The sequence below is a fragment of the Kineococcus rhizosphaerae genome (assembly GCF_003002055.1).
GTDB classification, from domain to species: Bacteria; Actinomycetota; Actinomycetes; order Actinomycetales; family Kineococcaceae; genus Kineococcus; species Kineococcus rhizosphaerae.
Genome location: NZ_PVZF01000007.1, coordinates 116851 through 131708, shown reverse-complemented (window position 1 = coordinate 131708; position 14858 = coordinate 116851). Strand labels below are relative to the sequence as shown.

General features: G+C 74.0%; 15 protein-coding genes and 1 pseudogene. 11 read left to right on the top strand and 5 right to left on the bottom strand.

What is annotated here, in order from left to right:
- Positions 1 to 138: 138 nt before the first annotated feature.
- From CLV37_RS14650 to CLV37_RS14640, 3 genes are all read left to right on the top strand, one after another.
- A complete protein-coding gene (locus tag CLV37_RS14650; protein WP_106211636.1) occupies positions 139 to 2535 on the top strand; it encodes a chemotaxis protein CheW in 2397 nt (798 codons plus the stop codon).
- Position 2536: 1 nt separating this feature from the next.
- Positions 2537 to 2977 (top strand): chemotaxis protein CheW, encoded by a 441-nt coding sequence (locus tag CLV37_RS14645; protein ID WP_106211634.1) that lies wholly within the window; start codon positions 2537 to 2539, stop codon positions 2975 to 2977.
- Positions 2978 to 3185: 208 nt separating this feature from the next.
- Complete coding sequence (locus CLV37_RS14640) at positions 3186 to 4148, top strand: zinc metalloprotease (protein WP_106211632.1); 963 nt, start codon at positions 3186 to 3188, stop codon at positions 4146 to 4148.
- 75 nt (positions 4149 to 4223) lie between these two features.
- Here CLV37_RS14640 and CLV37_RS14635 read toward each other — a convergent pair whose 3' ends face one another.
- Positions 4224 to 4580, bottom strand: coding sequence for a signal peptidase I (locus CLV37_RS14635; RefSeq protein WP_106211630.1), 357 nt, complete (start codon positions 4578 to 4580; stop codon positions 4224 to 4226).
- Between the two features lie 43 nt (positions 4581 to 4623).
- Complete coding sequence (locus CLV37_RS14630) at positions 4624 to 5400, bottom strand: hypothetical protein (protein WP_106211628.1); 777 nt, start codon at positions 5398 to 5400, stop codon at positions 4624 to 4626.
- A gap of 235 nt (positions 5401 to 5635) precedes the next feature.
- Between CLV37_RS14630 and CLV37_RS14625 the strand changes: the two genes are divergently transcribed.
- From CLV37_RS14625 to CLV37_RS14615, 3 genes are read left to right on the top strand one after another with little or no spacing between them, the layout of a single operon-like run.
- Entirely contained in the window at positions 5636 to 6550 is a 915-nt protein-coding gene (locus CLV37_RS14625) for a hypothetical protein (RefSeq protein WP_146149419.1), read from the top strand.
- A 25-nt stretch (positions 6551 to 6575) separates the two neighbouring features.
- Positions 6576 to 7172, top strand: coding sequence for a hypothetical protein (locus CLV37_RS14620; RefSeq protein ID WP_106211624.1), 597 nt, complete (start codon positions 6576 to 6578; stop codon positions 7170 to 7172).
- Between the two features lie 22 nt (positions 7173 to 7194).
- On the top strand, positions 7195 to 7917 hold the full coding sequence (locus CLV37_RS14615) for a YcnI family copper-binding membrane protein (RefSeq protein WP_106211622.1): 723 nt from the start codon (positions 7195 to 7197) through the stop codon (positions 7915 to 7917).
- Between the two features lie 43 nt (positions 7918 to 7960).
- On the opposite strand, the gene CLV37_RS14610 is transcribed toward CLV37_RS14615, so the two are convergent.
- A complete protein-coding gene (locus CLV37_RS14610) occupies positions 7961 to 8617 on the bottom strand; it encodes an esterase/lipase family protein (protein ID WP_106211620.1) in 657 nt (218 codons plus the stop codon).
- 7 nt (positions 8618 to 8624) lie between these two features.
- Entirely contained in the window at positions 8625 to 9425 is an 801-nt protein-coding gene (locus tag CLV37_RS14605) for an alpha/beta fold hydrolase (RefSeq protein ID WP_106211618.1), read from the bottom strand.
- Positions 9426 to 9682: 257 nt separating this feature from the next.
- Here CLV37_RS14605 and CLV37_RS14600 point away from each other — a divergent pair, with 257 nt between their 5' ends.
- From CLV37_RS14600 to CLV37_RS29010, 5 genes and pseudogenes are all read left to right on the top strand, one after another.
- Entirely contained in the window at positions 9683 to 10948 is a 1266-nt protein-coding gene (locus CLV37_RS14600) for a protein-glutamate methylesterase/protein-glutamine glutaminase (protein ID WP_425433622.1), read from the top strand.
- A gap of 1 nt (position 10949) precedes the next feature.
- Positions 10950 to 11780, top strand: a complete 831-nt coding sequence (locus tag CLV37_RS14595) for a CheR family methyltransferase (protein WP_106211616.1) — start codon at positions 10950 to 10952, stop codon at positions 11778 to 11780.
- Positions 11777 to 12160, top strand: a complete 384-nt coding sequence (locus CLV37_RS14590; RefSeq protein WP_106211614.1) for a response regulator — start codon at positions 11777 to 11779, stop codon at positions 12158 to 12160. The genes CLV37_RS14595 and CLV37_RS14590 overlap by 4 nt, the downstream gene beginning before the upstream one ends.
- Positions 12157 to 12657 (top strand): chemotaxis protein CheX, encoded by a 501-nt coding sequence (locus CLV37_RS14585; protein ID WP_211298660.1) that lies wholly within the window; start codon positions 12157 to 12159, stop codon positions 12655 to 12657. The genes CLV37_RS14590 and CLV37_RS14585 overlap by 4 nt, the downstream gene beginning before the upstream one ends.
- 4 nt (positions 12658 to 12661) lie before the next feature.
- Positions 12662 to 13018, top strand: a pseudogene (locus CLV37_RS29010) (response regulator); the annotation flags it as partial.
- 608 nt (positions 13019 to 13626) lie between these two features.
- Here the strand turns inward: CLV37_RS29010 and CLV37_RS14575 are convergent.
- Entirely contained in the window at positions 13627 to 14748 is a 1122-nt protein-coding gene (locus CLV37_RS14575; protein WP_106211612.1) for an EAL domain-containing protein, read from the bottom strand.
- Positions 14749 to 14858 lie beyond the last annotated feature (110 nt).

Here is a 14858-nt window from a genome sequence, read left to right as displayed (position 1 = left end):
CCGGGGGCCGGCCTCTTCGGCGTCCCCGCCCCGGTGGCCGGGCCCGGGGGCGTTTCAGCTCCCGGCCTCCGCTGCCGATGAGCACCTAGAAGAACAGCGGCCCGCCGGGTCGCCCCGACGCGAGAAGTGGGAGTCCACGTGGACGACATGGACGAGATCGTCCAAGAGTTCCTCGTCGAGAGCTACGAGAACCTGGACCAGCTGGACTCCGACCTCGTCGCGCTGGAGCAGCAGCCCGGCTCGCGCGAGCTGCTCGCGAGCGTCTTCCGCACCATCCACACGATCAAGGGCACCTCCGGCTTCCTGGCCTTCTCCAAGCTGGAGTCCGTCGCCCACGTCGGGGAGAACCTGCTGGCCCGTCTGCGCGACGGTCAGCTGGTCATGACCCCGACGACGACCGACGTCCTGCTGCGCATGGTCGACACGATCCGCGCGCTGCTGGCCTCCATCGAGGAGACCCACTCCGAGGGTGGTGTCGAGGTCGCGCAGGTCGTCGCGGCCATCCGCGCCGTGCTCGACGGGGAGACCCCGGACCTGCCGCCGGCCGACGGCGCCGGTGTCGAGGTCGCCGCGGTCGCGCCGCTCGTCGAGACCGCCCCCGCCCCCGTCGTCGAGGCCGCTCCCGAGCCGGAGCCGGTCGTGGAGCCCGAGCCGGTCGCCGAGGTCGAGCCCGAACCGGTCGTCGAGCCCGAGCCCGAACCGGTCGTCGAGGGCCCCGCTCCCGTGGCCGCCCCGGCGCCGGCCCCCGTGGCCCCCGTGGCCGCCCCGGCGCCCGCCGCCGCTCCGGCCCCCGCCGCCCCCGCGGCCGGTGGCGAGAAGGCCTCGGCCGCCGACGCCACCATCCGCGTCGACGTCGAGCTCCTGGAGTCCCTCGTCCGTCAGGCCGGTGAGCTCGTCCTGGCCCGCAACCAGATCCTCCAGCGCGCCGGCGCGCTGCGCGACGAGGACCTGACCCGCGCCTGCCACCGCCTGAACCTCGTCGCGAGCGAGATGCAGGAAACCGTCATGCGCACCCGCATGCAGGCCATCGACCACCTGTGGTCGAAGCTGCCCCGCGTCGTCCGCGACCTCGGGAACATGCTGGGCCGCAAGATCAAGCTCGAGATGGAGGGCGGCGAGACCGAACTCGACCGCACCCTGCTCGAAGCGGTCAAGGACCCGTTGACCCACATCGTCCGCAACGCCGTCGACCACGGCATCGAGTCCCCCGAGACGCGCCGCGCCGCGGGCAAGAACGAGGTCGGCACCCTGAAGCTGCGCGCCGCGCACGAGGGCGGCCAGGTCGTCGTCGAGATCAAGGACGACGGCAAGGGCATCGACCCGGTCGTCATCGGCGCCAAGGCCGTCGAGAAGGGCCTGGTCTCCGCGGCCAAGCTGGAGTCGCTCACCCCGAACGACATCCTGCAGTTCTTGTTCCTGCCGGGGTTCTCGACCGCGGCGAAGGTCACGAACGTCTCCGGCCGCGGGGTCGGCATGGACGTCGTGAAGACGAACATCGAACGCATCGGCGGGTCCGTCGACGTCGAGTCCGTCACCGGCCAGGGCACCGTCTGGCGCCTGCGGATCCCGCTGACGCTGGCGATCGTCCCGGCCCTGACGGTCGAGTGCGCGGGCCAGCGCTACGCGATGCCGCAGGTGAACCTGCTCGAGCTCGTCAGCCTGGACACCGAGAAGATGAGCAAGGCCATCGAGGACGTCGGCGGCGCGAAGGTCTACCGCCTGCGCGGGGCCCTGCTGCCGCTGATCCGCCTCGAGGAGGCGCTGGAGCTCAAGCGCCCCGCCGACGTGGAGCTGCCGACGAACCTCGTCATCGCGGTCCTGGAGTGCGACGGACGCCGGTTCGGCCTGCTGGTCGACCGCGTCCTGGACACCGAGGAGATCGTCGTCAAGCCCCTGTCCGGGGCCCTGAAGGCCATCGGCGCCTACGCCGGGGCCACGATCCTGGGCGACGGCCGGGTCTCGCTGATCCTCGACGTGCAGTCCCTGGCCCGTCGCACCATGCGCGCCGACGGCATCGAGCACGCCACCGACACCGCGGCCGAGACCCAGACCGCCACCGGCGACGGGCAGCGCCTGCTGGTCGTCGGCCTCGGCGACAACCGCCGGGTCGCGATCCCGCTGGACGTCGTCACCCGCCTGGAGGAGTTCAAGACGGACTCCATCGAGCGGGTCGGGCGCCGCGAGGTCGTCCGCTACCGCGGCGAGATCCTGCCGCTGGTCCGCCTGTCCAACCACCTCGGTGGCGGTTCCCGGGCCACCTACGGCGCGCAGGAGGTCACCTCGCTCCCGGGCGTCGTGTACTCCGCGCGCGGCCGGTCGGTCGCGATCGTCGTCGACGAGATCGTCGACATCGTCGCCGGTCAGGACGCGCACTCCGACATCGACGACGCCGGTCTGGTCGGTTCCGCGGTCATCCGCGACCGCGTGACCGAGCTCCTCGACGTCCGGTCCGCGATCCTGGCGGCCGACCCGCACTTCTTCACCGAGCAGGCTCAGAACGAGCTCGCCGAAGCGTCCAAGCGACTGGGGGTCTGACGTGTCCACGCAGTACGCCACGTTCCACCTGGCCGGGCACCTGTTCGGTGTCGAGGTCCGGCGCGTGCAGGAGGTGCTCACCGAGCAGCCCCGCACGCCCGCGCCGCTGGCGCCGTACGCGGTCGCCGGCCTCATCAACCTGCGCGGTCAGGTCGTCACGGCCCTGGACCTGCGCCGGCGGCTGAACATGCCCGACCGCGAGGAGGGCAAGGTCGCGATGAACGTCGTCGTCCGGGCCGCCGAGGAGGTCTGGAGCCTGCTCGTCGACTCCATCGGGGGCGTCATCGAGGTCACCGACTCGACCTTCGAACCGCCGCCGGACACGCTGTCCGGGCCGATCCGCGAACTCATCCGCGGCGCCTACAAGCTCGACGGTGCGCTGCTGCTCGTCCTCGACGTCGACAAGGCGCTCGAGATCGAGGGGGCCGAGCACGCGGCCTGACGCACGGGTGACGCACGGGTGACGAACGGGGTGGGACCTTCGGGTCCCACCCCGTTCCGCGTCCGCGTCCGGGCGGGACGGACGAGGCGGGACCCCGCGTGCGCCGGTGCGGCACGACGGCTGGACGGATCCTGGGAACCCCCTGCCCGCAGACCCTGCGGTGTGCCAGGGTGGTCGCCACCTCACCCCGCGACGACTGGATCCCGCCATGACGGTTCGCGTCTCCCGTGTCCGGCACCTCACCCGCAGGCTGGCCCCCGTCGTCGCCGCCGCGACGCTCAGCGCCGTGACGGTCTCCGGGGCGGTCACGTCGTCGTCGGCCGCGGCTCCGGCGTCCACCGCCGGGTGCGCCGGGTCCGGCTCCGCGGCGCGCGTCGCCAAGGGCGGTGCCGCCGCGGAACCGGCGCTCTACGCGGCGAAGGACGCCGGGAAGTACGGCGTCATCAAACCCCACCCGATGCTGCCCGCGGGGTCGGTGACGGTCGAGACGGTCTTCCACGTCGTGACCGGCCGGCCGACGACCCCGGCCGAGAGGTCGCGCTACGCAACCCTGATCGCGGCGCAGGTGAAGGTGCTCAACGACGCCTACGCCGGCAGGACCTCGCCCGACGCGGCTGCGTCCCCGTTCCGGTTCGCGCTCGAGCGCACGACGTACACGGTGAACGCCGCCTGGGCGTCGCTGGCGCCGGGCAAGGCGGAACGGGACGTGAAGCGGGCGCTGCACGAGGGTGACTCGGAGACCCTCAACGTCTACGTCGGCGACCTCGGCGGTGGGCTGCTCGGCTACGCCTACTTCCCCAAGGGGTACAACAACGGCCGTGACTACGTCGACGGGGTCGTGATGCTCGACGAGTCCATGCCGGGCGGCACGGCGGCCCCGTACAACCGGGGCGACACGTTGACCCACGAGGTGGGCCACTGGATGGGTCTGGAGCACACCTTCGCCAGCGCCTGCTCCGCCAGCGGTGACGGGGTCGCCGACACCCCGCGCGAGGCGGTCCCGCAGTTCGGGTGCCCCGTCGGCGCCGACACCTGCGCCGCGCCCGGGCTGGACCCGGTCCACAACTTCATGGACTACTCCGACGACGGTTGCATGGACACGTTCACCCCGGGCCAGGCCCAGCGGATGAACGACGCCTGGATCGAGTTCCGCGTCGGCGGCAACGGCTGACCGGACCGCCGACGGATCGGGTCCCGGGCGGTCAGACGTGCTGCGCCGCAACCTGTCCGGGCACCCGCGTCGTCCTCAGCCGCCCGCCCGCGAGGGCCAGCGGACGGTGATGGTCGTGGTCACCTCGGTGGGGGAGGACTCCCAGGTGTGCTGCTCGCCGGGGAACCAGACGACGTAGTCCCCGGGGGTGCTCAGCAGCACGTCCCCCTCGCGGAAGCGCAGCCGCTGGGACCCGGCCACCAGGACGCACAGCGACGTCTCCGCCTCCGGCGCGGTCCACTCCTCGTCCCGCGACCCCGGGTCCAGCTGCGCCCACTTCACCTCGAGGTGCTCGCTGGTCCGGGCCGGTGCGCGACCGGCCATGAAGGACCCGAAGAACCACCCCCCGTCCTGCGCGCCGTCGACGTCGGCGTTGCCCGCGTACCAGCTCACCCGGTGATCGTCCCCGGGGTGGGCCGCGCGCACGAGCCGGACGTCAGCCGGGGCGCCGGTACAGGTGGCGCTGGGCCTCGGGCACGGTGGGCGGGGACACCGGCGCGACGGGTTCGCGCTCCGGCACCGGCGCCGCCGCGGCTCCTTCCGGTCCGGGGGGTCCGGGGTCCTGCGCCCCGTCCTCCTCGTCCTCGTCGGGAACCACGCCCCCGGCGGGGACGACCGGCGGCGCGTCCCCCGTGCGCCACAGCACCGCGCCGCCGAGCGCGGGCACGACGACGGCGGGCAGCAGCAGCGCCAGCGCGCCGGCCACCCCGGGGAAGTCGTCGGGGCTGCGGTTGCCGAGGAAGACCTGCAGGGAGTCCGCCTGCGACTCCACCGGGGCGGAGTACCCCTGCAGCACCCCGGCGACGACCCCCGCGGAGACGGCGGCGGCCAGCCACAGCGCGAGCGCGGCGACGCGGCGGCCCCACCGGTCGGGCACGAGCCACGCCGGCCGCCCGGCCAGCACGACCGCGACGACGAGGACCCCCACCACGGCCGCGCCGAGCAGCGGCCCGGGCAGGGACAGCAGCGACCACAGGACCTGGAAGCGCTCGGCGGTCGTGACGTCGAGGCGGTCCGTGGCGTCGGCGTCGCCCAGGTAGGCGGCGGGGTAGCCGCCGAAGTACTGCGCGTCGTACCCGCCGCGCAGGACCCGGCGGGCGGCCTCGGCCAGCAGCAGGGCCGGGGCGGCGCACCCCGCGACGAGCACCCACGACAACCAGTGCCGGGACTCCTCCGGCGGCGGGTCGGGCTCGGCGGTCCCCTCCGGCTGCACGACCCGACGTTACGGCCGGGGCCGTCCGCCGTCGCCCGGACGGCTCAACGCGGTGCCGCGCCGTGACCCGCACGGGGGGTCGTGGACCCCGCCAGGGGGCCGGACGGAGGACGTCCCCTGGCCCGGGAGGTCACGCAGTGTCAGGGTTGAGCCACTCCGCCGGACCGGTGGAGCGGTACCCGACCGGTACCGAGCCCGACCCGGCACCGGAGGCGACACCGTGCACTACTCCCTCGTGAGCTCCCCCGTCCTGGGTTTCGACCTCGTCCGGCTCCGCGACGGCGACTCCGCGGCGGAGGTCCTGCTGCGCGCGCTGGAGTGCGGCCCGCGCGAGATCGCGGTCCTCGCCGCCCGCCACGACCCGCAGGCCCGCGCGTCGGCGTGGGAGACGGTCCGCCGCGCGGTGGACAACCTGCCGCAGATCACCGACGTCCTGCACCAGGTCGCCAACGGGCTCAAGCACGACGACTTCGCCGACGAGGTCTCCGGCGCCCGCGTGGAGGACGGCGTCGTGCGCGTCCTGCAGACCAGCACCATCGCCGACGCCGACGCCCTCGTGCGGCTCGTCCACCACGACGTCTTCGACTGGACGTGGTCGACGCCGCTGGCCGGTGGTCCCCGGCTGCGCACCGAGGACGCCGGCCGGGCCGCGGACGTCCTGGCCGACGCGGCCGTGTCCGCCTACCTCGGCGACCGGCTGCCCGACCACGTCCGGCGCGTCCTGGCCCACCCCTACCTGCAGGCCGTCCGCGACCTGGCGCCGCTGCCCGAGCAGCCGGCGGGCCTGGGACCCGAGCAGGCCGGGGTCGCGCGCGTCCTGGACACCCTGCGCCGCCTCGACGGCACCGACCGCGCCTGCCTGCGGGCCGTCGCCGCCGGCGGCCGTCCGTCGGCGGGGGAGTGGGCCTCCGCCGTGCACGACGCCTCGTGGGCGGTGCACTTGTCCGACCGCGTCCGCACCGCGGCCGCCGCGCAGCTGCTGGCCGTGCGCGCGTTCCGCGCCGGGGGGCTGGACGCCGCGGACGGGGCGAACGGGTTGTGGAACGTCGTCAGCGGCGTCGTGCACGCCGAGGTCGTGGCCGACCTGCTGAGCTCGGACGCCCGCGCGGTCCTGCTGCGGCCGTGGGAGGCCGCGTTCGGCCCGGAGTGATCGACCGCCCCGGTACCGTGGGCGGGTGCTGACCCCCGCCCCCACGACCGGCGTCCTGCGCCGGTGGCGGGCCGGGGCGGTGTCGGCCACAGTCCTGGGCCTGGCCGCGGGGGCCCACGTCGCGGCCGGCGGCCGCTTGCCGGGCCCGTTCCTGTTCACGGCCGTCGCGGTCGTGGTGAGCGCGGTGTGCCTGCTGCTGGCGGGCCGGCGGCTGTCCTGGCCCGTGCTGTCGGCCGTCCTGGGCGGCGGGCAGCTCGCGCTGCACGAGGTCTTCGACGCCTGCTCGGGGCCGATGGCGACGGTCGTCACCTCCGGGCACCACCAGACGCTGGTCCTGTCCGGGACGGCCGACCCGATGACGCCGTCGCCGGTGATGACGGGTGCCCACCTGCTGGCGACGGTCCTGGCGGTGGTCGCCCTGCAGCACGGCGAGTCCCTGGTGTGGTCGCTGTGGGCGTGGCTGCGCCCCGTCGTCCGGGTGCTGCTCGCGCTCGTGCGCTTCGTCCGTGCGCGGGTCGTCCCCGCGCCGGTGCCGGTCGTCCCGCGGCCGCGCGCGGTCGTCGCGCGCCGGGTCCGCCGACGTGGTCCGCCGAGGGTCCCCGCCCTCGCCACCACGTTCTGACGACACCCCTGAAGGACCCACCGTGAACCGTTCCACCCTGCCCACCCGCGCCTTGGCCGTGTCCGCGACCGCCTGCGCCGCAGTCCTGCTCGCCGCCGTCCCCGCCTCCGCGCACGTCCACGCCACCCCCGACGCGACGGCCGCCGACGGGTACAGCGTCGTGACGTTCCGCGTCCCCAACGAGTCCGACGCGGCCGCCACGACGTCGATCGTCGTGTCCCTGCCGACCGACCACCCGCTCACCTACGTCGCGACGAAACCCCTCACCGGGTGGACCGCCCAGGTCATCGAGGGGGCCCTGCCGGAGCCGGTGGACGTGGCCGGCGCGACCGTCACGAAGGCGCCGCTGACGATCACCTGGACCGCCGACCCCGGGACCCCGGGCATCCCCGTCCACCAGTTCCAGGAGTTCGAGGCCCAGGTCGGCCCGCTGCCCGCGGCGGGCACCCGCGTCACCCTGCCGACCGTGCAGACCTACGCCGACGGCGAGGTCTCGAACTGGACCGAGGTCGCCGCCGCGGGGGCGGCCGAACCGGAGCACCCGGCGCCGGAGTTCACGACGACCGCCGCGGCCGACGACGAGCACGGCTCGGGGCACGCCACGACGGCCGCGACCGAACCCGTGGCCGCGACGACGGCGACGGGCTCGGGGGCGGACCCGCTGGCCCGCGGCCTGGCCGGGGGCGGTCTCGTCCTCGGGCTGGCCGCGCTGGTGGTCGTGCTGCTGCGCCGCCAGCGGTCCTGACGACCGGCCCGACGGCCTCCCCGTCCCGCGGGGGCCGTCGGGCTCACCGGCCGGCGCCGAACCCCTCCACCGCGCGCACGACGGCCGCCTGGACGCCCGGGTCCCCCAGCAGCCGGAAGTGGCCCTCCAGGTCGACCTCGATCTCCACGGCCCCGGTGAGCGCGGCCGCCCCCGTCGCGGCCCGGGGGACGTGCGGGTCGTAGCGGGGCCGGAACGCGACGATGCGCGCGTGCCGGCTCGCGTCGGCGGCCAGGGCCCGGATCTCCGGGTCGCGCGGGGACAGCCGCCGCACGGGCCGGGCCGGGAACCACGTCGCGTACCGGGACCCGGCGAAGGGGGTCGCCAGCGCCACGACCCCGTCGAGGCGGTCGGTGCGCCCGAGGGCGAGCTTGGCGACGAGCCCGCCCTTGGAGTGGGCGACGACGACCGCGTGCCGCAGGTCGAGGCCGTCGAGGCGCGCGCACAGCCGCTCCGCCGAGGACGCCAGGTCCGCGGAGTTCGTCCCGAGGTCGAGGCCGTGGACGGGGTGCCCGGCCCGGTGCAGCGCGTCCCCGAGCCCGCGCATCACGTGCCACGTCTCCCAGATCCCCGGGACCAGCAGCACCGGGGCACCCGTGCCAGCGGACCAGTCCGGGGTCCGCAACCGCAGCTGGGCCCGCACGAGCCAGGCGTAGTCGGCCAGCCGGGCGGTGAGGTTCACGGGGCGGTCACCGGGTGACGAGCCCGGCGAGGTGGTCGGCGACCTCGCGGGCGTGGTCGAACACGACCGAGTGGGCGCCGGGGACCTGCGCGAAGGTCCCCTTGCGGGCACGGTCGGCGAGCATCCGGCACCATCCCTCGGGCGCGACGGCGTCGTGGGCGCCGCGCAGGACGAGGACGGGGACGTCGACGCCGGTGATCCGGTCCTCGATGGGGTAGCGCATCATCGACGGGAGCGTGTGGGCGATCCACCGCCACCCGCAGCGCAGGTAGCCCTCGATCGACATCCGGCGCACCGCGGGGGGTTCGAAGACCGCGGCCTGCAGCAACCGGGCCACCTGCTTCGGGACCGAGCGTTCCTCCAGGTTCACCGGCGGCCCGACGAGCGCGACGTGCCCGACGAGGTCGGGGTCGCGCAGGGCGACCTCGGTCACGACCTGGGCGCCCATCGAGTGCCCCAGGAGCAGCACCCCCGTCAGGCCCTGCTCGCGGACCCAGGAGGCGACGAGCCTGCCCATCTCCTGCGTCGTCATGCGCCGGTCCGGGTGCGGGACGCCCGCGAAGCCCGGCAGCTCCACGAGGTGCACGGTGCCGAAGCGGGCCAGTTCCACGGCGAGGCGCTGGAAGTACGCCGAGGAGACCCCGAGGCCGTGGACGAGGACGACGTCGTGCCGGTGCTGCGGGGGGACGTCGTCGGTCTCGGCGATCCACATCGTCCACGTCCGCAGCCACGCGCCGTCCCGGCGGACGCGGTCGATGCGGACGGTGAGCCCGCTGGGCATGTCGGCGGCGGTCAGGCGGCGGGGCACCCGCGCATCATCGCCGGTCCCGCTGGGGGTTCGCCGGGTGCTGGGCGCCCGGCGGCCGGCCCCGACGCGGGCCCGGTCGACGAGTGAGCGCTCGGCGACGCACAGTAGCTGGGTAGGGACAGTCACGAGGTGCGTGCCGTCGTTCAAGGTTGCGGCCCCGCCGCCGATGGATAGGGAGTCGCCCGTCGCGGGCGGTGTCCCACGGCGCCGGACCGCGCGCCGACGGTGAGGAAGGGCGGTGCGAGGTGGGCCAGAGGATCCGTGTGCTCACGGTGGACGACTCCGTCGTCGTCCGGCGGATCGTGACCGACGTCCTGGCCTCGGACCCGGCCATCGAGGTCGTCGGCACGGCGGCCAACGGCAGGATCGCGCTCGAGAAGATCGCCCAGCTCAAGCCCGACGCGGTGACCCTGGACATCGAGATGCCCGTCATGGACGGCCTCGAGACCGTCAAGGAGATCCGCAAGGTCGACCGGAAGCTGCCGGTCATCATGTTCTCCACGCTCACCGAGCGCGGCGCGACCGCGACCCTGGAGGCCCTGTCCTCGGGCGCCTCGGACTACGTGACGAAGCCGGCCAACGTCGGCAGCGTCCAGGAGTCCATGGAGTCGGTCCGCCAGCAGCTCATCCCCAAGATCAAGGCGCTCGTCCCCGGGCACGGTGCGCCCGCCGCCCCGGCCCTCGCCCGCCCCGCCGCGGCCGAGCCGGCCCGCGCGGCCACCCCCGTCACGACCCGCGAGCGCACCGGTGCCCTCAAGGCGCCCCGCGCCCTCGTCGTCGGTTCCTCCACCGGCGGCCCCGAGGCGCTGTCGGCGGTCCTGGCCAAGCTCCCCGCGAACCTCGGCGTCCCCGTGCTGGTGACCCAGCACATGCCGCCCGTCTTCACCCGCCTGTACGCCCAGCGCCTGGACAAGGTCAGCGCGCTGCGCGTCGTCGAGGCCGCCGACGGCGACGTCGTGGTGCCGGGCACCGTCTACGTCGCCCCGGGGGACTTCCACATGGAGGTCGTCCGGCGCGGTCCGCAGACGGTGATCAAGTTGAACCAGGGGCCTGCCGAGAACTTCTGCAGACCCGCGGTCGACGTCATGATCCGCTCGGCGGTCGCGACGTACGGCGGCGAGCTCCTCGCGGTGATCCTCACCGGGATGGGCTCGGACGGCAAGCTCGGGTGCAAGGCCGTCGCCGCGGCCGGGGGACAGGTCCTCGCCCAGGACGAGGCCACCTCGGTCGTCTGGGGGATGCCCGGAGCCGTCACCCGCGAGGGCATCGCGGACGAGGTCCTTCCCCTGGGCTCCATCGCTGACGCCGTCCAGCGCCGGCTGGGGCCGGCGGGCCGGGTGGCGCCCGCCGCCGCGCCCCGGACGACGGCCCCCGCCCCGGCGGTCAGGTCCACCCCGTTCGGCACCACCCCCCGCTCCACCGGTTCTGCCGGTTCCTCCGGTTCCTCCAGTTCCCCGTCGGCCCGCCCGTCGACGTTCCGTCCGGCCGCCCCGGCGGCCCGTCCCCCCCAAGGCAGGTGGTGACATGGCACTCACACCCACGGCCTTCGACTGGGTCTGCACCCTCGTGCGCAAGGAGAGTGCGATCGTCCTCGAGAAGGGCAAGGAGTACCTCGTCGAGTCCCGGCTCGTGCCGCTGGCGCGTGCCGCCGGCGCCGCCGACGTCTCCGCGTACGTCGACGGTGTCCGGCTGCGTCCCGACCGCCGGGCGCAGACCGCCATCGTCGAAGCCCTCACGACGAACGAGACGTCGTGGTTCCGCGACGGCGCCCCGTTCCAGGCCTTCTCGACGTCGGTCCTGCCGGCCCTGAAGCAGGCGCGGGCGACCACCCGGTCGCTGCGCGTCTGGTCCGCGGCCAGCTCGACGGGTCAGGAGGCCTACAGCCTCGCGATCTCGCTGCAGGACAGCCTGGTCGCGGAGGGGTGGCGGGCCGAGATCATCGGGACCGACCTCTCGAACGAGGTGCTGGAGAAGGCCAAGGCGGGACGCTACTCGCAGTTGGAGATGAACCGCGGTCTGCCGGCGCCCCTGCTGGTCCGCCACTTCACCCGCGTGGGCACCCAGTGGCAGGTGAACGACGACATCAAGCGCATGGTGCGTTTCCAGCAGCTGAACCTCACGAGCTCGTACGCGGCCCTCGGTCAGTTCGACGTGGTGTTCCTGCGCAACGTGCTCATCTACTTCGACCTCGAGACCAAGCGGGACATCCTGTCCCGGGTCAGGAAGGTCCTCCGCCCCGGTGGATACATGTTCCTCGGGGGTGCAGAAACGACGCTGGGCGTCGATGAGAACTGGGACCGCGAACTCATCGGACGGGTTTCGGTCCACCGTCCCAAGAACGGAGGTCAGGCATGAGGGCTCTTGTTGTCGACGACTCCCGCGCCATGCGGAAGATCATCGCCGGTGCGCTGCGGAAGCTCGGGTACGAAACGGTCGAGGCGGCCGACGGCGCCGAGGCGCTGAAGGCTCTGGAGGCGGGCCCGCTGCCCGACCTCGCCACGGTCGACTGGAACATGCCGGTGATGGACGGGCTCACGTTCGTCACCCAGGTCCGGGCGAACCGTGACTACCGCGCGCTCACCCTGATGATGGTCACCACCGAGGCCGAGCACGGGCAGATCGTCCGCGCCCTGGCCGCCGGTGCGCACGAGTACCTCATCAAGCCGTTCACGGTCGAGTCCCTCGAGGAGAAGCTGTCGCTCCTCGGGTTGCTGCCGGAAGGGGTGCAGGCGTGACCGAACTGGTCGAGGAGTTCTACGACGAACCGACCGACTACGTCGAGGACGAGGCCCTGGGCCAGATCGTCGACGCCATGTGGTCGTCGTACTTCGCGCACACCGAGTTCCTGCTGCCGTCGTTCGAGCAGCACGACATCGAGGGCGACATCCTCTGCGCGTCGGTGACGATCTCGGGCGCCCGCCCGGGCATCGTCACCGTCAGCGTCGAGCGCCCGCTCGCCACCCCGCTGGCCGCCGCCCTCCTGCAGGAGGACGGCGAGCTGGAGGACGAGGACGTGTACGACTCCCTGGGTGAGGTCGCGAACATCGTCGGCGGCAACATCAAGGCCCTCGTCCCCGACGCGGGACCACTGGGTCTGCCGGTCGTGTCGACCGCCAAGCCCCTGCACGGCGCCTCGGACCGCCTGGCAGCGCGTCTGGACGCGAACTGGCAGGGTCAGTGGCTCACCTTCGAAGTGTGGCTGGCCGGCGGTTCCGAGAACGGGCAGGGGTGACGTCGTGAAGGCGCTGGTGGTCGACGACAGCCGCGTCATGCGGCAGATCGTCATCCGCACGCTGCGGCAGGCGGGCTACGACTGGGTCGACGTCGTCCAGGCCGAGAACGGCAAGGAGGGTTTCGACCTCGTCCGCTCGGAGAACCCGGACATCGTCCTCTCGGACTGGAACATGCCCGAGGCCACGGGCATCGAGATGCTGCAGAACCTGCGCGGTTCGGGCATCGACGTGCCGTTCGGCTTCGTCACCTCGGAGGGCTCGGAGGAGATGCGCGACAAGGCGGCCGCTGCCGGCGCCCTGTTCCTCATCGCCAAGCCCTTCACCCCCGAGGCGTTCGCCGCGGCGCTCGCCCCCGTCCTCGGCGGCGACGCCGGGTCCGGTGCGGCCGAGACCTCCGTCGCCCAGGGCGAGGTCAGGTTCGAGGTCAACCCGTTGCCGTCGAACCTGGCGATCCGCAACCTCCTCTCGGACCTGCTGAACCGCGACGTCGACCTCAAGGACGGTTCGGCCGTCCCCGTCGGCGGCGCGCCCGGCTCGCTCGTGGGCCTGTACGTGGACGACCACCTGAAGTCCAAGGCCGTCGTGGTCTTCGACTTCGCCCTGGCCGCCCACGCCGGTGCCGCGATCGGCCTGCTGCCCCCCGGGGCCAGCGAGGCCGCCGTCGAGGACCGCGAACTGCCCGAGAACCTCGCCGTGAACGCGCGGGAGGTGCTCAACATCATGGCGTCGCTGTTCAACGTCGAGGGTGCCGCGCACCTGAAGCTGTACGCGTCGTACGTCCCGGGTGAGGTCCTGCGCCCGGACGTCGTGGACTGGGCCACCCGCACGGGCAGCCGTCTCGACCTGGCCGTCGAGGTGTCCCGCTACGGCAAGGGCGCGCTGAGCATCGTCACGTTCTGAGCCGCGTCCGTCCCGAGAACCCCTCGCCCGTCCGGGCGGGGGGTTCTCGTGCGTCCGGCGCGGGTCGTTCAGCGGGGCAGGACGATCGCGGTCGTGCCGTCGGGGCCGGCGCCCCAGTAGGGCGTCGCGGTGGGCCGGCCCAGCAGGTACCCCTGCCCGCACTCGACGCCGAGCTCGGTGAGGACGGCGAGCTCGTCCTCGCGCTCGACCCCCTCGGCGACCATCGTCGAGCCGAGTTCGGAGGCGAAACCCACCAGGGCCCGCGCGACGGCGCGCCGCGCGGGGTCGGTGTCGATCCCGCGCACGAACGCGATGTCGAGCTTCACGATGTCCGGGGTCAGGTGCAGCACGTGCTGGAGGCTGGCGAAACCGGCGCCGGCGTCGTCGACGGCGATGCGGACACCGTGCCGGCGCAGGGCGGAGGTGACGCCGGTGAGGGCCTCGTAGTCGGCGACGGGGTCGTGCTCGGTGATCTCCACGACGAGGCGCTCGGACCCGTCCGCGGTCAGCAGGTCACGCGTGCGGGGGTCGAGCAGGGCGTCGGCCGAGGCGTTGACGCTGAGGTAGCCGCCCATCGGGACGAGCGGCAGCTGATCCAGCGCGGAGGCGATGGCGGCCTGTTCGAGCTCCACGCCGACGCCGGCCGTCCGGGCGTCGGAGAACACCTGCTCGGGCCGGCGGGCCGTCCCGGCCGGGCTCGTGAACCGGCTCAGCGCCTCCGCGCCCACCACCGCTCCCGAGCGCAGGTCCACGATGGGTTGCAGGACCGTGCTGCGACCCGAGCCCGCGACGAGCGCGTCGAGGGAGGCCAGCCGGTCCTCGCGGTCGGCGCGGCGCCGGTCGCGGTGGTGCAGGACCCCCGCGATGAGCGCCGCCACGACGTGCAGGGCCTCCAGCTGCCGCGGTTCGAGCCGTTCGGAGGGGTCCGCGCCGACCCCGACGATCCGGCCGTCGGCCGCACCGTCGGGACGGACGACGTCGACCGCCGGGGACGCCAGGGCCAGGTCCGTCGCCGCCAGCAACCGGACGGTGGCGTGCGGGTCCAGCTCGCTGCTGGTCTGCTCCACGTGGTGGGGCGTGGTGACGGTGGGGCGGGTCAGGGCGGCGACGGGCGTGCCGAAGATGTCACGCGCCAGGTCCAGGAGTTGGGCGACGGCGTCGGCGTCGTCGTCCTGCGCGTGCACCTGCACCTGTCGACCTCCCGCGGACGTGCCCGTCGCCTGCCTGCCCCACCGTGTCCGCAGTCCGATCGGGCACCGCGCGGGTCGGTGCGTCGGGATCGTGCGCTCGGCTGACCTTT

What these genes read in the sequence shown, in the direction of transcription:
- CLV37_RS14640 (WP_106211632.1), top strand. Translation starts at nt 3,186, where the DNA reads ATGACGGTTCGCGTCTCCCGTGTCCGGCACCTCACCCGCAGGCTGGCC.
- CLV37_RS14595 (WP_106211616.1), top strand. Translation starts at nt 10,950, where the DNA reads ATGGCACTCACACCCACGGCCTTCGACTGGGTCTGCACCCTCGTGCGC.
- CLV37_RS14590 (WP_106211614.1), top strand. Translation starts at nt 11,777, where the DNA reads ATGAGGGCTCTTGTTGTCGACGACTCCCGCGCCATGCGGAAGATCATC.